Source organism: Pseudomonas sp. T1.Ur (assembly GCF_023516725.1).
Lineage (GTDB): Bacteria > Pseudomonadota > Gammaproteobacteria > Pseudomonadales > Pseudomonadaceae > Aquipseudomonas > Aquipseudomonas alvandae.
In genome coordinates, this window is the sequence record NZ_JAMGSN010000001.1 from 2466575 (window position 1) to 2484868 (window position 18294).

An 18294-nucleotide genomic window follows, 5' to 3' on the forward strand; every position below is an offset into this window, starting at 1 on the left:
GGTCGTTCGTGGCCATTAAATAGAAGAGGTCTGAGTGTCGAACGACCCCAGTCGTTATGCTGAGCCCGCTGAGGCGCGGGTCACGAGGATCCATATGGGTCTCATCCTTGTACGAGTGATTTTAAGGGTTCGGACTTTCAGGGCACATCTCATTGATAGCCTTGTCACGTTCATGCTGGTTACTGGTCATGGAAGCCCTGGCATTGATTGGTTTCTCCTTGCCCGGGCTTTTCGCCTGGTCGTGGTACTTGTTCAACTGAGCTTCGAGGCATTCCTGGGAGCAGTTGGAGTCCGGAAAGGTTTTCCTCGCTGCCAAGGCCCCTGTCTCCGTGGCCTTGGACCTTGGCCATTCGCCTTTCGCGTCGGCCGATCTCAGGGCTACCACCCCACGCCGGGTATGCATCTGGCCATGGGTGGCGGTGGTCTGGTTCGGGCCCTCCACGCACATGACCGGGGCCTTGTCGGTCTCGTATTCGCTCCAGCCGGCTTTTGTCGGATGCTGGTTCCTGGGCTGGCCCGCAAAGGCCGGGCCGTCAGTGAAGGAGGCCGAATCGATAAGGTGATCTCCGGTTTGTCCCGGGCAACACCTGTTGGGCTTGTACGGGGCGAGAAAGCAGCGCAAGGCCCTTTGGCAAGTGTCATCGTTGATGGTCCTGGCCAATGAGGAATACTCCTTCAGCACGCCAGTATGTGCAGCCAGATACGCAGGATCATCTGAAAATCCGTCGCCCGCTTTTTTCTTCGCGGCGTTACGCGTCTTAAGAGCGTCTTTGAGCGTTGTGGTATCCGGGCAGACCACTTTCTTACGGGTGTCGCACGCGCTATTCACCTGTTTCCTCTCGCCCTCGCATTGCGCCAGGTCCTTGGCGATGTCCATTCGGTCCGAATAAGGCCAAGGCACCGTATTGCCGGGTTGGGATGCATGGTTATGGGTGGTCAGGTCCAGGTGTCGGACGACGTTCTTGCCCTCGTATTTCACATCCATCGACCAAGAGGTGAAATACACCTTGCCCTTGTTCCTGCTGGTGACGATGCCTTTTTTGGGCGCGTTCCCCGCCTCGTCGCCATAGCTGGTCTTGAAGTAGCTCTTGTCCTTGAGCATCACTTCCTTGCCGGTGATCTTTACCGTTCGGGTGCCTTTGGTCGTGTCCTTCGCCATGCCCGTGTTGGGGTAGGGAATGGGCACGCCCAGCGGGGTGGGCGGCGCCTGGGGCGGGGTGAAGCAGACGTCTGGAAAACAGGCGATGGATTTGCCGTCCGCCGCCTTGCAGGAAACCTCCATGTTGTTGGCAAACACGTCGTTGGCCATCAGGCAGCCCTCACGATCCGGTAGCTGAGCAGCGCGGCGGCGCGTTCGCCGGCGTCGTTGCCCAGGTGGCAGAAGATGTTCGGCCCTTCGCCATAACCCTTGCGACTGGCGGCCAGCGCCACGGCAAGCATCGCCGGGCCGATGGCGGCGCCGACTTCGCCGATGCAGTCGGCCGGGTGCCAGAGGTGGAAGAATTCCTTGCGCACCCGCAGGCTGCGGCTCAGGGCCAGCGACGCCTCCTTGAAGTAATACTGTTCGCCGGAAATATCCGTCAGGCGGTAATCCATTTGTTCCAACCCGCAACCGGCTTCGCCCAGGGCGGCGCGCACAGCTTGGGTCAGGCCTTCGGCGCGCAGCGGGAGATCTTCGGATTCCACCGTGGCCGGTTCCACACCGAAACCCAATCCGATGCAGGTCAGTTGCGGGGTTTCTTCGGCGATGGGAGCGGCCAGCACCACCGCTGCGGCACCTTCGCCGGGAATGAAACCGTTGGAGTTCTTGCTGGTCAGCAAGCGTTCGCGTTGCTCGAAGGCGGCCAGGGTAGGGCCGCAAAGCAACGAATCGACGCCAGCGACCAGCACGTGGCGATGGCCGCCCTGGTGGATCAACGTTCGCGCATTGAGCAGGGCCACGGCCGCACTGACCCGGCCCCTCGGAATGATGATGGAGTCGGGATGAAAGCGCAGGCCCAATTCAACCTCGATGTCACGCAAGAGCGCCATGTCGAGGCCGTTCAGGCGCCCGGGACGCTCGGCTTCAGCCACGCCCAGCAGCAGCGGAATCTTCTCCGGGGCAATCCCAGGAAGGCTTTGTAACGCCTCGGCGATGGCGCGCGCGGCCATCTTGATCAGCTTCGTGCGGCCGCGCCAGGGCTGTTCCAACGGCACGCTGGCCCCCATGATCCATTCGCCGGCGCGATCGATGAAGCGGGTTTCCTGGAAGTGGTCGATGGCGCAGCGGATTGCCGCGCAGCTCGCCGCTGCGCTGAGGCCGACGGCGCTGACCATCCCCGAGCCGATGATGGACAGGGCGGCCATCAGTGGGCGTCCTCGGAAGTCCGCTTGGCTTTTATCAGGGCATCGAGCGACGGGTAGTAATCCTTGCCGAGTTCGCGAGCTCGCCACCAGGCCGTGGGCATCGTACCCACCAGGACCTGGGCAATTTCAAAGATGTTGCGTCGCAGCGGACGGGCGATGCGCCACGTCAACAGCACCTGGCGAGTCTCCGTGTCGATCAACAAGGTGTCGATCACCGCCGAGACTGTTTCGTGGCCACCTTTGTTCTTGAAAAAGGTCACCGGCACGTCCATTTCGGGCACACGAAAGCCCGCTCTTTCCTGGGGGGTGAGGTTCAGCAACAGCACTTCTTCGCCGCCGCGCAAGTATTCGGTTTGCTGATCGACAGGCGCGGCCTGGAAATAACGGTTATCGAAATCCGTTGGCAAGAACGGAAAGCTGTCGGCCAACCATGCATCGTCATAGGTGCCGGCAAAACGGGCGCGTTGTGGCCAACTACGGCCAATGGGACCGAGGGCCATCGGGTGGAAGTCGCCGGACGGCGAGTCGATGGGCTTGCCCAGCTCCTCGGTGTTGGGCATCGGCCTGCCAACGATGTCAATGTCGTCGGTGCCGCCTGGGTACCAGCCGCAACCGCTCGGGTTCTGCGGATGGCAATCACGTATTTCGGGCATGTTAGCGATGGAGCGGGAGCCACCGAAGGCGTGGGCGTAGGTGATGTCCTGCTCCGTAAAAGCCTGGGGTGAACCGGGCGACAGGCCCATCAATCCCGGCTGCCATTGCCGTGGACCCAGCACCGAAAAGGCTTTGCTGACCCGGCCGACACGAAGGCCTGCCGTCAACTGGGTCACGGGCCGCCCACCTGGCGCATGGGCTTTGCCATACACCAGCACATCGCAGAATGGCTTGAACGGGGCGAAGTCCATTTCCTGGCGTGGGGCGCTGAGGCCCGGCTCGCCGAGGAAGGTATCGGCCATCAGCAAGGGTTGCTGGATGTCGGCGAGGGTCGCGGCGCGGCCATCCAGCGGCAGATCGAATGTGCCCTTGGCCACAATGACCAAGGATTCGCGACCGTCAGGTGCCATGCCCAGGGTATAGGCGACTTGCAATTGGCTGGCGTTGAGCAGTTCCATCGAGCGACGACCTGTCTAGTTGATCTGCACCGAACCGCCCTTGATGCGGTTGACCCCGCTGGAGCGACTGGAGAGGTAGGTGCCGCGGATGATCACCTTGCCCGCACGGGTCAGGGTGATGCTGGCCTTGCCACAGCGCAGGACGATTTCCCGCTCCGCGCAGAACTCCAGGCGCTCGCCGTCCAGGTGGGCCACGGCGGGCACCGCGGTATCCGGCAAGCGCTGGATGCGACCGATCACCAGCGGCCGCGCAAGGTCGCCGGCCTCGAACATCAAGGCGACCTGGACACCAATGTCCTCCCGCGTCAGGGGCGTGGTAGTGCGCGCGGCAAGGCCCGCATCGGCGGGGCAGCCAGGGAAGGCGACCACCGGGGCCTGCAACGCGGGCACATCCAGCAAAACACCAATCACGACGCCGTCGACGCGCGCCGAAGTGGCGGTGGAGGAATGCACAAGATCATGTTCAACGGTCATGACGCCCACTCCGTGGCTAGTTCTGCAGGATCTTCTGGCCTTTGACGACCACGTTCTTGTTCGCCTTGATGTTGATGGCACCGGAGCCGTCAATGGTGATGTTCTTGCCTTTGATCACAATGCTGCCGTCTTTCTTCATAGTGATGCTGGCCGCGCCCGTGGTCAGGCTGATCGAGTCGCCGGCGTTGAGCGTGAAATGCTTGCCCACGTCCAGGCTGTCATTCTGCTTGATGCCCGTGTTGCGGTTCTGGGCGACGTTGCGGGATTCGTTCTGGCCGACCTGGGTACTCTGGTTGCCGCTGATCTCGATACCTTCGTTACCCTGGACCGTCTCGTTGCGGTTGCCGGCGATGCCGATGGTCTCGTTGCCACCGACGTCCTCGGTGCGATTGCTGGCGATGCTGATTTTCTCGTTGGCGCCGACCTTTTCCGTGCGGTCCGCACCGATGGTGATGGTCTCGTTGCTGCCCACGCGCTCGGTGCGATTGGCGCCAATGGTGATCTTTTCGTTGTTGCCGACATCCTCGGTACGATCGACGCCGATGGAAATCGTCTCATTGTTGTCGACCCTTTCCGTGCGGTCGTGTTTGACGCGCACGGTCTCGTCGTTGTCGATGGTCTTGCTGCGATCGTGACCGACCCAATGGGTCTCGTCGTTCTCGACCTCGATGTCCTGGTTCTTCTCGGCATGGATGAACAATTGCTCCGCACCTTTCTTGTCTTCCATGCGGATTTCATTGAAGTTGGCCTGGGTGCCGTCCTTGCTCGATCGGCTTTTCACCCCGCTCTGGGTGGCATTGGCCGGCAACTTGTAGGGCACCGTCTGTTCGGCGTTGTAGACCCGGCCGGTGATGATCGGCCGGTCCGGATCCCCTTCGAGGAAGCTGACGATGACTTCCTGGCCGATCCTCGGAATCTGCACCGATCCCCAGTTCTTGCCCGCCCAGGCCTGGGACACGCGAATCCAGCAGGAGCTGTTTTCGTTGGACTGGTCATGGCGATCCCAATGGAAATGCACTTTGACCCGGCCGTATTGGTCGGTCCAGATTTCCTCCCCACCGGGTCCGACCACCACGGCAGTCTGGGGGCCGCGAACGATGGGCATGGGTGTGAGGGGCAGGGGACGGAAGGCCTGGCTGGCGTCCATGCAGTCCAGCTCGCTGACGAACTGTTCGGCCTGGTCCGGTTGGCCGCTTTCATAGGCTTCCTGGCGGATCTGATAGCGGGCGATGACCACCAGGTATTCGCGGTTCTGGTCCGCGCGGTCGTAGCCGGTCAGCGTGAACAAATGGCCGCAGCCCAGCCCGCGGGCGCGACCGCGCAACTGCACGCGCTCGAACTGGCTGTGAATGGCTTCGATACGGGTACGCGCGTAGTGGTCGCCGTCGTTGCTTTGGACGTATTCACCGGGATAGTCATAGAGCGGGTATTCGCCGTTGCTGTGATTGCGCGGCACACTGGAACGCACCTCGAGGCTGGCGCGGGGACGCAAAAAGTCGTAGTCGTTCAGCGCCAGCGAACCCGGTTGCACTTCCCGGGCCATCTGCCAATCATAGAAATGATCGCGCTCGCGCATCTGCCGATCGGGCGGGTAGAAGGGCACCGAGGCATAGTCCGCCGCCGTGGAATGCGCGCCGTAGGCGTCGGCCAGGACCAGCACATGACGGGCCTTCTCATGGCGGAAGTAGTAATAGATGCCTTCCTGCTCCATCAGCCGGCTGACGAAATCGAAGCTGGTCTCGCGGTACTGCACGCAATATTCCCACTCGCGGTAGCTGCCGCTCAGGCTGTCTTCGAAGTCCGAGAAACCGAGGTCGCGGAACACCTGCTTGATGATGTCCGGCACGGTCTTGCTCTGGAAAATCCGGCAATCGGAGGTGCGCGTGAGCAGCCAGAACCAGGGGCGCAGGCTGACGCGGTAACCGGCGAATTGGCCGTGGCCCGTCAACTGCCGGCAATGGCTGACGATGCCGTGGAAGTAGCGTTTGCCGCCGTCGTAAAGCTCGAGGGTCAGGCCCATCGGCTTGCCGAGTATTTGATCGAACTTGATCGCCCGGTCTTCCGAGGTGAGATCCAATTCGTAGTGGAACAAACGCCCCAGCTCCTCGCTGCCATCCATGCCTTGCAACAACAGGGTGTCCGCGCCGAGGGGACTGTCGACCTGGACCAGGCGATTGTTCTGGGTGATTGCCATCACGGCTTCCAAGCTGCGCGGATCACCGCAAAGGGCCCGTTGCCCGGTCGCGACGGCTCGGTAATCAGGTAGGCGGCGTGCAGGAACGTGGCGTTTTGATCAAATCGAAGAACATCCACCACTGAGGCGATCTCCCTATCAGTCTCGAAATCATTCATGGCGCGCACGCAAAACTCCTTTTACGTGCAGATGGCATCTGGAATTGGTTATAGCAGTCATTCCTGGAAACTGCCTATAGGACGGATGACCTAGGCACATAAGGTGATGGCCCCTCGAATGTCCTCAAACCCATCGTTAAATGCCAGAATCTCCCTGTCAGATCGTTTTGGGAGATCACCATGCTTCACGCTTTCGAACAACGGCTCGACCCTTTCCCGCCCGACGAAGTCCCACCGCCACCCGACGGTCTGGCCCGGTTCCTGTGGGCCTGCACGCGGGGCGCTCGCGGTTACGTCCTTGCGTTCGCACTGCTCAGCGCCGGTGTGTCGATCTACGAAGCCTGGCTGTTTTCTTTCCTTGGGCAAGTCGTGGACCTGCTCTCCACCTGGCAGTCAGGTGGCGATGCGGCCGGGCAGGAAAGCCGGGTGTTGTGGGGGATCGGCACCATGCTGGTCACCAGCATTGGCCTGGTCGCGTTGCGCACGATGGTCCAGCACCAGGTGCTGGCGATCAACCTGCCGTTGCGGCTGCGCTGGGATTTTCATCGGCTGATGCTGCGACAAAGCCTTTCGTTCTTCTCCGACGAGTTCTCCGGCCGGGTGACCACCAAGGTGATGCAGACGGCGCTGTCGGTGCGCGAGGTGCTGTTCACCCTCATCGAGATCATTCCCGGGATCGGCGTTTACTTCATCGCAATCATCGCGTTGGCTGGCGGCTTTGACCTGAAGTTGATGCTGCCTTTCATTGCCTGGGTGGTCCTGTTCGGCGTTGCCATGCGCTACTTCGTGCCGCGCCTGGAGAAAGTCGGGCAGGAGCAGGCCAATGCGCGATCATCCATGACCGGGCGTATCTCCGACGCCTACACCAACATCACCACGGTGAAGCTGTTCTCCCACTCCAGGCGCGAAGCCCATTTCGCCCGCGCCGCCATGGAAGATTTCAAGCAGACCGGTTTTCGCCAGATGCGTCTGGTCAGCCAATTCGAGATCGTCAACCAGGCACTGGTGGTGGCGTTGATCATGGGCTCAGGCGGTTATGCCCTGTGGCTGTGGCACCAAGGCGAAGTGGGCACTGGCGCCGTCGCGGCGATTACGGCCATGGCGTTGCGCATCAATGGCATGTCGCACTGGATCATGTGGCAAATGACCTCGTTGTTCGAGAACATCGGCACCGTGCAGGATGGCATGGCGACCTTGACGCGCGGGCCCAAGGTGCAGGATGCACCGGACGCCGGCGTGCTGGTCACCACCGGTGGCGCGGTGACCTTCGACAACGTGAGCTTCAACTACAACGGCGAACGCCAAGTCCTCGACGGACTGAGCCTGAGCATTCGCCCGGGCGAAAAAATCGGCCTGGTGGGCCGCTCCGGTGCCGGTAAATCAACGCTGATCAACCTGCTGCTGCGCTTCTACGACGTGGACAGCGGCGAGATCCGGATCGACGGGCAGAATATTGCGCACGTCACCCAGGACAGCCTGCGCAGCGCCATCGGCATGGTCACCCAGGATACTTCGCTGTTGCACCGATCCATCCGCGACAACATCGCCTATGGCCGACCTGACGCGACGGACGAACAAATCCGCAGCGCCGCCGCCAGCGCCCAAGCCGATGGATTCATCCGTCAACTGAGCGACAAGCAAGGCCACTGCGGCTACGACACCCTCGTCGGTGAACGCGGCATCAAGCTTTCCGGCGGCCAGCGTCAACGCATCGCCATCGCCCGGGTGATGCTCAAGAATGCCCCGATCCTGTTGCTGGACGAGGCCACCAGCGCCCTGGATTCAGAAGTCGAAGTGGCGATCCAGGAAAGCCTCGATGAAATGATGCAGGGCAAGACCGTGATCGCCATTGCCCATCGGTTGTCGACGATCGCGGCCATGGACAGGCTCATCGTCATGGATGAAGGGCGCATCATCGAGCAAGGCACCCACGCCGAATTGCTCGGCAAGAAGGGGACGTATGCGCGGCTTTGGCTTCATCAGAGTGGCGGGTTCCTGGGCGAGGATCAGGGCGTGGTTGAAGCGGTGGAGTAGGCGAGGGCGCTAGCCCCGTTTACCTGACCAGCGCATCACGTCTGCACAATAGCCACCCGGCGGCCGCTCAGGTAACACAGCAGCCCACCCATGGCGGTCAATGCGCTCAGGGCATAGAACATGGTCGGGGCCGGGGTGTGCAGCAGCAGATAGCCGCAGATCACCGGGCTCAAGGCGCCACCGAGGGCGGCGAGGTTTTGCGCACCGTAGTAGCTGCCGCGCAGTTCTTCCGGGGCCAGGGTGTCGACGAACAGGAACTCGGCCGGGTAGATGATCATTTCACCGAGGGTAAAGATGAACATGGCCACGCACCAGCTCACCATGTCATCCGCCAGGCTGAAGCCGACCAGGCCCAGGATGAACAGGCTGGTGCCGGCGGCGATCCAATAGCGCAGCTTTTCGCGGTCGAGGAACCGGCCGATCTGGTATTGCAGCAGGATGACCGTGATGGCGTTGCAGGCGAGCAGGGCGGCCATGATTTGCAGCGCGCGTTTGGCGTCATGGGTCACCAGCAGGTACTGCGACAGATAGAGCGTGAAGCGGCCGTGTACCACGGTGCTGAGCAGGCAACCGCAGGTGAACATGATCAGGGTGCGGTCGTTTTTCAGGGTCTTCAATGTCTTGAGAAAACTGGGCGGTGGCGCCAGGGCCGGTCTTGACGCTGCGTCGCTGGGGATGCCGGTCATCAGGAAGATGCTGGAAAACGCGATGCCGCCGGCGATCAGGAACGGCGCAATCGGATAGACGCCGGCAATCACCACGCCGAGCATGGGACCGGTGGCGTAGCCAATGTTGGTCAGGGTGTAGCGCAGGGAAAACGCCTTGGCGCGCTGGCCGATGGGCAGGTTTTCGCTGAGGATCGCTTTGGAGCCGATCAGGAACAGCGCGGACGCCGTCTCGGTAATGACGACGGTCAGGGTGGTCAGGTAGAGGTTTTCGGCGAAGGTCAGCAGCACGAAGCCGATGGCGCTGGAGAGCATCGCCAGGATCAGCAACCGGCGCTTCTCCAGGCGGTCGATGATGTAGCCGCCGTACAGGGCCAACAGGGTGGCGGTGAACACCGCGATGCCGAGCAGCAAGCCGACGTCCTGTTGGTCCAGGCCCAACTTGTTGCTCAAGAACAGCGTGAGCAAAGGGCTGGTAATGGCGCGGCTGACGACGATGGTCAGTGACACGATCATCAAGCGTCGAATAACGAGCGAGTAAGTGGCCACGGTGATGCAAATGTCCTTATTCAAATGTTGGCGTGCGCCGCGATGATCCGCGAACCGGAGCCAGTATGATCAAGCCAGTCACCGTTCCAGTGTGCGCACGGATTGCAGCTGTTCAATGCAGCGCAGTTGTTCCATCAGTCCAGCCGCCTGTTCGGGTGGCATCACACGCGTCGCCAAGTCGACAAACTTCTCCTCCAGGGCCACATCATCCAATGGGTTGCCTGGCGCACCCAATGGCACGTCTACGCACAGGCTCGCCTGCCGACCGTCCACGGTCCGCAGCGTGACCAGCGGCTCGCCATCCTCGGACAGTCGCGGGTCAACTTCAAGGTGGATGCGCGACATCCATTGGCCCATGCGTGGATCGTTGCGTTGCAGGTCGTCGTAGGCCTGCAATCGGCAATGCCCTTGTACCAGTCGCGCGGCCAGGGCATACGGCAGGCTCATTTGCGCGCCGGCAAGGGTAGTGACCTCTCGGCCGCCACACATGTCGTGCAGAAATCCGCTCAGCGAAACCTGTACGTCCTCAACCTCATCGATTCGTACGTTCAATTGACCCAGCAGCAGGCCCAGCGCATCGATGGCCGAATGCGTGCCTCGGCACGACGCGTAGGGCTTGATCGAACAGCGGGTGAGCTTCCAGGCCACGCCGAGACCTGCATCCAGCGCTTCGGGCGTTGACGTTGCCGGAGCCAGGGTTTTCAGGAAACCACCCCAGACGTCGTCGAACAATTGTGTCGGGCCGGTGATGCCTTGCCGGGCAAATCGCGCCGCCAGCAGGCCACCTTCCGCGGCACGTCCGCTGTGCAGTTTCTTGCTTTGCGAGCCGTCGTGGATGAACGCCCACAAGCCGCCGCTGAAACTGCCGGCAATGCCCAGGGCCGCGAGGGTCTGGCGCGCATCCAGGCCGAGGACACGTGCGCAGGCGGCGGCTGCCCCGAACACGCCGCAGGTCGCGGTGGAATGCCAGCCGGCGCCGTTGTGGGCGGAATAACCCCCGCACGCTTCGAGCACCCGACGGCCCACTTCGTAGCCGATCACGACCGCGTTGATGAACTCGCGACCGGTTATTGGCTGTGGAATCAACGTCATTGCCGCCATCACTGCTGGCAGGACGACGGCGCCGGAGTGATCGCAACCACCGGTATCATCCAGCTCCAGGGCATGGGCGGCCACGCCGTTGAGCATCGCCGCCTGAGACGCGCAAACCTTCGCGCCAGTGCCCCAGGCCGGCACGTTTCCTGCCTCCCCCGCGAAGACCGTGCGCGCCTGCTCGGCGACACCGCTGTCGGCGCCGGCCAGCGCGGCGCCGAACGTATCGAGGATGTGCCGCTTGGCTTGTGCCACCAATGCAGGTGGTAGATCTTCGAATCGCAGGTCAACACACCATTGCGCCAGGCGTTGCAAGCGTTCGCTCATGGAATAGAGCCCCATGGAACATAGTCCCGATAATGTCGCTCATAGACCGACGCCGGATGGTCCTCAGCCACCGGCCCTGCGGTTGCGGCCCACCACTGCGCGACCTCGGCGCCGGTGGCGATCCACACGTCGTCGTGTTGTTGGATGCCCTTGATCAATTCACGCAGCACGCCTATTCGTCCTGGCGTGGCAATGATTTCCGGGTGCAAGCGAAGCACATAGCAAAGGCCAAACCGGTGAAACCCGGCGAAGTCCATCTGCAGGTTGCCCAAGGTGTGGCTGTAGGAGGCGATCCGCGACTGAGCGGGTGGCACCGCCGGGCTCAGGTTGAAGGCGAAGTAGGGCTCGTCCTCCAGTTCATAATGCAATGGCACTTCAATCACGCCGGGTGCAGTCGGGTGGGCGAACGGCAAGTCATCGCCGCGCCACGACGAGGACCAGCGAATGCCCTGGCCCTTCAAGACCTCGATGAACCCCGGCGCGCCATTGCCCGCCGGGATCCGAAAGCCGACCGGGCGCTGGCCGGTCAGCCTGGCCAGGATTTCGCAGCCCTTGGCGATGTCGTCGCTTTGCGCCGCCAGGTCCAGTGTGTCGTAGTCCTGATGGCGATAACCGGCGCAGGCGATTTCATGGCCGTCGGCCAGGATCGCCTGGAGGTGCCCGGGATTTTCCTCGGCAACGATACCGGGAACGAACCAACTGCTGGGGACGCCGAGTTCCTGGAACAGGTCGAGCAACCGCTCGACGCCGCGTTGGGTGCCGTAGCGCCACACCGACAGGGTCTTGTCACGTCCGGCGACTTCCGGGGCCTGCGTGAGAATGCCGTGGATGTCGTTGTAATCCACGGTCAGTACCACGGCGCAGCGATGGCCGTTCGGCCAGATCGAGTCAGCCATGATGATGCTCCTTGAGCCACCACTGGGCGACGTCTCGGCAGGTGGCGAACCACACGTTATCGCGGGTGCGCATGTGTTCGAAGAGTTTTTCCAGCAGCAGGATGCGACCCGGCTTGCCGGTAATCTTGGGGTGGAAGAGGGTGGTCAGGCATAACCCTTCATCCATGGCGCCGTCGTATTCGCGACACCAGTTATCCAGGGTCAGCGCGTAACTGGCCGTGCGATCCAGCCCGGAAGGGAAGTTCGGCGCGCGGGTGTAGGCGAGGGAAGCGTAATCGTCCATTTCCCAGCGACCAGGAATCTCCACCAACGGCGTATCGAACCCCGGCACGTTCACCAGGTACGGCCGGTCATCGCCGCGCATGCTGCTGGAGTAGGTCACACCGGCCTCTACCAGCATGGCCGGGGTTTCGGCGCGCCAATCGCCGGACGGCGTACGAAAGCCTTCGGCGCGGATATTCAAGTGCTGCCAGAACACCTCCCGGGAGATTTTCATCACGTCCTTTTGCTGTTCCAGCGTCAGGGCGTAGAACGACTCGTGCTTGTAGCCGTGATAAGCCACCTCATGGCCGCGCTCGACGATCGCCTGGCACTGTTTCGGCCAGTTCTCCACGACCCAGGCCGGGACGAAGAAGGTCGTCGGGATACGGAACTCATCCAGCAGATCGAGCAAGCGTGGCAGCGCCCGGTAAGGGCCGTAGCCACCGAAGCCGAAGTACTCGGGCTTGCGCCAGATCGAGCCATTGAGCATGGCATCGCCGGTCGGGCCGTCGAGGTCGAAGGCCAGGGCCAGGCAGGATTTGTGCTGGTCGGGCCAGGTGGGTAGGGAGGACATCGGTGGTGCTCCATTGTTCATCGAAAAACATCAGCCCCCTGTGGGAGCGAGCTTGCTCGCGATGAGGCCCATACATTCAACATGTTTGGTGAATGACACACCGCTATCGCGAGCAAGCTCGCTCCCACACTGGATTGATGTTGCCTGTGTGATCACTTCCCAGCGTTGATCGTCACCGTCTTGATCGCACCCAACTCCAAGTCCCACTTCTTGAGGATCGCCTGGTAGCTGCCATCATCGATCATGCTTTGCAGCGCAACCTTCACCGCCTCGCTGAGCTCAGGTTTTTTCTTGCTCACGCCCATGCCGCTGTACTGCTCGGAGATTGGCAGGCCCACGGTCTTGTACATGTCCTTTTCCTGGGTCTTCAGGTACGGCAGGGTTTCGCTGCCTTGCATGGCCGCGTCGATGCGGCTCTGGCGCAGTTGCGCACGGGCATCGGCCGAGCCTTCGGTGCCGATCACATTGATTGCGGGTTTGCCGGCGGCTTCACAGTTGGCCTTGCTCCACGCGGCGATTTCCGCCGGGAAGTTGGTGCGGCGGCTGGTGCCGACTTTCTTGCCGCACAGGTCGACGATCTCGTTGGTGTCCTTGTTTTTCTGCAAGGTGTAGAACTGCGGGCCGCTGGTGAAGTAGTCGATGAAGGTCACGCTGGCCTGACGCTCGGCGGTGTCGGTCATGCCCGACAGCACCATGTCCACGCGGTCGGTGGTCAGGGCGTTGATCATCTGTTCGAAGCCGGTTTCCTGCCATTTGATCTTCACGCCCAGGCGCTCCGCCAGGGCATTGCCCAGGTCGTAGTCAAAGCCGGTGAGGGTGTTGGTGGCCGGATCCTTGAAATCCATCGGCGGGTAGTTCGGCATGATCGCTACGACGATCTCGCCCTTGGCCTTGATGCTGGCCGGCAATTCGGCCGCGAAGGCGAAGCCTGGGGCCATGACGCTTGCGAGTACTGCGGGAATGATGAAGTTCTTCATGGTCGTTCTCTTATGAGTGTTGTGAGCGCCAACCGGCGCTTAGGTTCGAACGGCAGAAATGAAGCTCTGGGTGCGAGGGTTTTGCGGACTTATTAGTATTTCTTCGGGGCTTCCAGCCTCCACGATCTGCCCTTCGTCCATGAACACCATGCGATTGGAAACCTCGCGGGCGAAGCCCAGTTCATGGGTGACGACGATCATGGTCATGCCGGTCTGCGCGAGATCGCGCATCACCGACAGCACCTCACCGACCAGTTCCGGGTCGAGTGCCGAAGTGGGTTCATCGAACAGCATCAGCTTGGGCCGCATGGCCAGCGCGCGGGCAATGGCAACGCGTTGCTGCTGGCCGCCCGACAGTTCGATCGGGTAGCTGTTGCGCTTGTCGGCCAGGCCGACGCGGGCGAGCAATTCCAGGGCTTCTTCATTCGCCTCTTTCGGGGAGCGCTTGAGCACCTGGCACGGCCCTTCGATGATGTTCTGTAGCACGGTCATGTGCGGGAACAGGTTGAAACGCTGGAACACCATGCCGGTGGACAGGCGCTGGCGGGCCACTTGCGTTTCGTTGAGTTCGTGCAGCTTGTTGCCGACGATCCGGTAACCCACCAGTTCACCGTCGACCCACAAGCCGCCCTTGTCGATTTTTTCCAGTTGGTTGACGCAGCGCAGCAAGGTGCTCTTGCCCGAACCGGAAGGGCCGATGATGCACAACACTTCGCCTTGCTCGACTTCGATGTCGATGTCCTTCAGCGCGTGGAACTGGTCGTAATATTTGTTCAGGCCCACGGCCTTGACGATGCTTCTCATGGGGGGCTCCTCAAGAACGCTTGCCGGCGCCGCGGGCGAAACGACGCTCCAGGCGGCTTTGGCCAAAGGACAGGACGGTGACGGTGGCCAGGTACCAGATCCCGGCGACGATCAGCAGCTCCATCACGCGGGCGTTGGCGTAGTAGATGTTCTGGGCGTTGTAGAGCAGTTCCGAGTACTGGATGACGCTCGCCAGCGAGGTCATCTTGACCATGCTGATGAACTCGTTGCCCACCGGCGGGATGATGATGCGCATGGCCTGGGGCAGGATGATCCGGCGCAGCGCTTGCAGGCGCGGCATGCCAATCGACTTGGCGGCCTCATACTGACCGGTGTCGACCGAGAGCAGGCCGGCGCGCACCACTTCGGCGGTGTAGGCGCCCTGGTTGATGCTCAAGCCAAACAGCGCAGCTACGAACGGCGTCATCAGGCTCACGGTGTCCATCTCGAACAGGCCGGGGATGCCGATGGTGGGGAAGATCAGCGCCAGGTTGAACCACAACAGCAGTTGCAGGATCAGTGGGGTGCCGCGAAACAGCCAGGTATAGGTCAACGCCACGTAGCGCAGGATCGGGTTGGCCGACATGCGCATGATCGCGGTGATCACGCCGAACACGATGCCCAGCGCCATCGCCAGCACCGCCATGACGATGGTGTTGAGCAAGCCCCACATGATCGCCTGGGAGGTCAGGAACTGGCCGATGTAGGACCACTCGATCTTGCCTTCGGCGAAGGCGCGCACCAAGCCGATGAGCGCGATGACAATCACCGTGGCGAAGAAGATCCGCCCGTAGTAGCGCCGGGGCACATGGTCGTACTGGGTGATGTCGAACTGGTTTTCCGCCAGCTTGCGCTCCGCCTGGAGTCGTTCTGCCTGTGTCTGGCTCATGTTGGTTCTCCGTACTTGGTTTCGCCGCCATCACTGTGGGAGCGAGCTTGCTCGCGATAGCGGTGGATCAGCCAGGTTGATGTTGAAAGTGAAACCGTAATCGCGAGCAAGCTCGCTCCCACAGGTTTAGTGGCGTTGGTTCAAAGACGAAATCCTTGATAGTCCTCGGTCCACCGCTGCTGGGCGGCGAGGGCGGTTTTCAGGCGACCGATCTGTTCACGCACCTGTTGCGGCGCGGTGCCTCCCCAGCCGCTGCGCGCAGCGATGGCGGCCTCGAGGGTCAGGCTTTCGCGGACTTCCGGGGTGAGCCGCGGGTCGATTTCCGCCAGCAGCGCCGCGGAGGCGTCCCACAATTCGATGCTGTGTTTCTCGCACGCCTGGACCAGTGCCCCAGTGATTTCATGGGCTTCCTTGAACGGCACGCCGCGCACCGCCAGCCAGTCGGCGACTTCGGTGGCGAGGGTAAAGCCCAGCGGTGCCTGGCGCCGCAGTTCCTCGACGTTGACCTTCATCGTCGCAACCATCCCGGCCATGGCTGGCAGCACCAGCAGCAGGGTGTCGACGCTGTCGAGCACGCCGTGCTTGTCTTCGCTCAAGTCGCGGTTGTAGGACAGCGGCAACGATTTGAGGGTGGACAACAGCCCGGTCAGGTTGCCGATCAGCCGACCCGCCTTGCCCCGCGCCAGTTCGGCGATGTCCGGGTTCTTTTTCTGCGGCATGATCGAACTGCCGGTGGCGTAGGCATCGTCCAGTTCAACCCAGCGAAACTGCCGTGACGACCACAGGCAGAACTCCTCGGCGAGGCGCGAGATGTTGATGCCGAGCATGCTGGCGATGAACAGGAACTCGGCGACGTGATCCCGGCTGGCCACGGCGTCGATGGAGTTCTCGCAGACACCGCTGTAACCCATTTCCTTTGCCGACTGCTGAGGTAAGCGAGCGATTGCCGAGCCCGCCATCGCCGCCGCACCCAGCGGCGACAGCGACGTGCGCGCGTCCCAGTCGACCAGGCGCTGCACGTCGCGCAGCATCGATTGGGCGTGTGCCAGCAAGTGATGGGCAAACACGATCGGTTGCGCCTGCTGCAGGTGGGTGAATCCGGGGCAGATGCTCTCGACGTGCTGCTCGGCCTGGTCCACCAACGCCTGCTGCAGGCCCAGCACCTCTACGGCCAGGGTGCGCACATGGTCACGCAGGAACAGCCGCAGGTCGTTGGCGGTCTGGTCGTTGCGCGAACGACCGGCCCGCAGCTTGCCACCCAGGGCACCCAGGCGCTCGGTCAGCAGCCGCTCGATGAAGGTATGGACGTCTTCGTCATCCAGGGTCGGGGCTATGCTGCCAGCGCGGTAATCCGCGCCGATACGCTCCAGCGCGTCGAGCATCGTCAGGGTTTCCTGCTCGCTCAGCAGTCCGGCGCGCTGCAATTCCCGGGCATGGGCCTTGGACCCGGCGAGGTCGTACGGAGTGAGCCGGAAGTAACGTTCAGGACAACGGGACAGGGCCGCCAAGGCTTCGGAAGGGCCGCTTTTGAAACGGGCACCCCAGAGACGGTCGGTGGTTTGGGACATTGTTGTTTTCCTCGTCGGTAACGCGAACTGAAATCGATGTGCCATCAGGCGGAAGCGATATTTCACGTAGGAGCTGCCGAAGGCTGCGATCTTTTGGTCTTGGTTGGCCCATAAAAGATCAAGATCAAAAGATCGCAGCCTTCGGCAGCTCCTACATCGAAGTGTCAGCTTTTAATGTTTCCAGATCAGCGGTTTGGCGCTGATCCTCGGGATTTATTGGCAGTTGCCAAGCCTGGTTTTCTGTGATCATTATTATTAGGCCAGCGTGTTTTTGTTGTTGGACACAGGTTGTTGAATAGGGCGCCAGAGGTAAATAAGCATTATGGAAACCCCACTTTCCAATTCCGGAAACCCGCCGCCGAAAGCGCCGCAACGGGCGCCACTGGCCCTCAGCGGGCTGGACTTCAAACTGCTCAAAGTCTTCAAGGCCGTGGTCGAGGCGGGCGGCTTCAGCGCCGCGCAGAATGAGCTGAATGTGGGGCTGGCAGCCATCAGCAAACAGATTTCCGACCTGGAAATCCGCATCGGAATGCGCCTTTGCACACGGGGGCGAGAGGGTTTTCACCTGACGGAAGAAGGACGTCTGGTGTATCAGGCGTCGATTGATTTATTTGCCTCGGTCGACAACTTTCGCGACCGGCTTAGTTCCGCACAAAACGAACTTGTAGGGGACTTGGGCGTGGGGGTTATTGATAACACTATTTCCGATGTCAACTCCCCGTTAGTTGCCGCCCTTAGACGAATCAATGAGCAGTCGCCCAAGGTCAGGTTTCAACTTCAGGCCACGCAACTTGATGAAGTTGAAAGGGGTGTCGTCGAGGGACGGTTGGTAGCGGGAATCGTGCCGATTTATCAAAAGCGCGAAGAGTTCGATTATTACGCCCTCTATGAAGAGCGCTCGGAAGTGTATTGCGCCGTCGGTCACCCGCTGTTTTCCATGGCGGATGCGGACATGGGCGAAGATGTGCTCAAGGAGCATGAGTGCATCAATCATCGCTACGCGGTTCATCGCGACAAATTGAAATTCGCCCGCTACGACAGCTTTTCCGCGTCGGCCACCCAGGTGGAGGCCGTTGCGCTGCTGATCAAGACGGGCCGTTTCCTGGGCTTCCTGCCCCAGCATTACGCCGCGCCGATGGTGGCGCGGGGAGAGTTTCGCGCGGTTCGTCCGGACCTGATCAATATTGTCACGCCGTTCAGCCTGATCCTGCGCCATAACATCGTGCGCAGTCCCTTGGTCAAGGCATTTGCCGAGGCACTGGGCGTGGATTTGAAAGTTACCGTTTGATTGTTTGTTGCACGCAACACTTCATTATTCGGCACGGGATCAAGAAAGGCATCGGCACAATCGTCCAGACGCTCAGTGACGCGGCG

At 61.5% G+C, this 18294-nt stretch carries 16 protein-coding genes; 2 read left to right on the forward strand and 14 right to left on the reverse strand.

Annotated features, from left to right (window positions below; genetic code table 11):
- Positions 1–121: 121 nt before the first annotated feature.
- Genes M8Q45_RS11115 through M8Q45_RS11140 form a run of 6 tightly spaced genes read right to left on the reverse strand, consistent with a single transcriptional unit; the run spans position 122 to position 6293 of the window.
- Positions 122–1309, reverse strand: a complete 1188-nt coding sequence (locus M8Q45_RS11115) for a PAAR-like domain-containing protein (RefSeq protein WP_249874771.1) — start codon at positions 1307–1309, stop codon at positions 122–124.
- Positions 1309–2349 carry a beta-ketoacyl synthase N-terminal-like domain-containing protein gene (locus M8Q45_RS11120; protein ID WP_249877310.1) on the reverse strand — a complete coding sequence of 347 codons (1041 nt, stop codon included), beginning with the start codon at positions 2347–2349 and terminating at the stop codon, positions 1309–1311. Before M8Q45_RS11120 ends, M8Q45_RS11115 begins: the two co-directional genes overlap by 1 nt.
- The gene (locus M8Q45_RS11125) at positions 2346–3458 is read right to left on the reverse strand and encodes a DUF2169 family type VI secretion system accessory protein (protein WP_249874772.1); all 1113 of its coding nucleotides are present in this window, start codon (positions 3456–3458) and stop codon (positions 2346–2348) included. Before M8Q45_RS11125 ends, M8Q45_RS11120 begins: the two co-directional genes overlap by 4 nt.
- A 15-nt stretch (positions 3459–3473) precedes the next feature.
- Positions 3474–3932: a DUF6484 domain-containing protein gene (locus tag M8Q45_RS11130; protein WP_249874773.1), complete on the reverse strand. Its 459-nt coding sequence runs from the start codon at positions 3930–3932 to the stop codon at positions 3474–3476.
- A 16-nt stretch (positions 3933–3948) separates the two neighbouring features.
- On the reverse strand, positions 3949–6126 hold the full coding sequence (locus M8Q45_RS11135; RefSeq protein ID WP_249874774.1) for a type VI secretion system Vgr family protein: 2178 nt from the start codon (positions 6124–6126) through the stop codon (positions 3949–3951).
- Positions 6126–6293 (reverse strand): hypothetical protein, encoded by a 168-nt coding sequence (locus M8Q45_RS11140; RefSeq protein WP_249874775.1) that lies wholly within the window; start codon positions 6291–6293, stop codon positions 6126–6128. Before M8Q45_RS11140 ends, M8Q45_RS11135 begins: the two co-directional genes overlap by 1 nt.
- Before the next feature lie 171 nt (positions 6294–6464).
- On the opposite strand from M8Q45_RS11140, the gene M8Q45_RS11145 reads away from it, so the two are divergent.
- The gene (locus tag M8Q45_RS11145; RefSeq protein WP_249874776.1) at positions 6465–8318 is read left to right on the forward strand and encodes an ABC transporter ATP-binding protein; all 1854 of its coding nucleotides are present in this window, start codon (positions 6465–6467) and stop codon (positions 8316–8318) included.
- 35 nt (positions 8319–8353) lie between these two features.
- Here M8Q45_RS11145 and M8Q45_RS11150 read toward each other — a convergent pair whose 3' ends face one another.
- From M8Q45_RS11150 to argH, 8 genes are all read right to left on the reverse strand, one after another.
- On the reverse strand, positions 8354–9532 hold the full coding sequence (locus M8Q45_RS11150; protein WP_249874777.1) for an MFS transporter: 1179 nt from the start codon (positions 9530–9532) through the stop codon (positions 8354–8356).
- 78 nt (positions 9533–9610) lie between these two features.
- Complete coding sequence (locus M8Q45_RS11155; protein WP_249874778.1) at positions 9611–10951, reverse strand: MmgE/PrpD family protein; 1341 nt, start codon at positions 10949–10951, stop codon at positions 9611–9613.
- Positions 10948–11847 carry a polysaccharide deacetylase family protein gene (locus M8Q45_RS11160; RefSeq protein WP_249874779.1) on the reverse strand — a complete coding sequence of 300 codons (900 nt, stop codon included), beginning with the start codon at positions 11845–11847 and terminating at the stop codon, positions 10948–10950. Before M8Q45_RS11160 ends, M8Q45_RS11155 begins: the two co-directional genes overlap by 4 nt.
- The gene (locus M8Q45_RS11165) at positions 11840–12682 is read right to left on the reverse strand and encodes a polysaccharide deacetylase family protein (RefSeq protein ID WP_249874780.1); all 843 of its coding nucleotides are present in this window, start codon (positions 12680–12682) and stop codon (positions 11840–11842) included. Before M8Q45_RS11165 ends, M8Q45_RS11160 begins: the two co-directional genes overlap by 8 nt.
- A gap of 152 nt (positions 12683–12834) precedes the next feature.
- Entirely contained in the window at positions 12835–13659 is an 825-nt protein-coding gene (locus M8Q45_RS11170; RefSeq protein WP_249874781.1) for an ABC transporter substrate-binding protein, read from the reverse strand.
- Positions 13660–13698: 39 nt separating this feature from the next.
- Positions 13699–14463, reverse strand: coding sequence for an amino acid ABC transporter ATP-binding protein (locus tag M8Q45_RS11175; RefSeq protein ID WP_030138894.1), 765 nt, complete (start codon positions 14461–14463; stop codon positions 13699–13701).
- 10 nt (positions 14464–14473) lie between these two features.
- On the reverse strand, positions 14474–15352 hold the full coding sequence (locus M8Q45_RS11180) for an amino acid ABC transporter permease (protein WP_030138893.1): 879 nt from the start codon (positions 15350–15352) through the stop codon (positions 14474–14476).
- A 140-nt stretch (positions 15353–15492) separates the two neighbouring features.
- A complete protein-coding gene (gene argH / locus M8Q45_RS11185; RefSeq protein WP_249874782.1) occupies positions 15493–16920 on the reverse strand; it encodes an argininosuccinate lyase in 1428 nt (475 codons plus the stop codon).
- 322 nt (positions 16921–17242) lie between these two features.
- Here argH and M8Q45_RS11190 point away from each other — a divergent pair, with 322 nt between their 5' ends.
- Complete coding sequence (locus tag M8Q45_RS11190) at positions 17243–18208, forward strand: LysR family transcriptional regulator (RefSeq protein ID WP_249874783.1); 966 nt, start codon at positions 17243–17245, stop codon at positions 18206–18208.
- Positions 18209–18294: the final 86 nt, after the last annotated feature.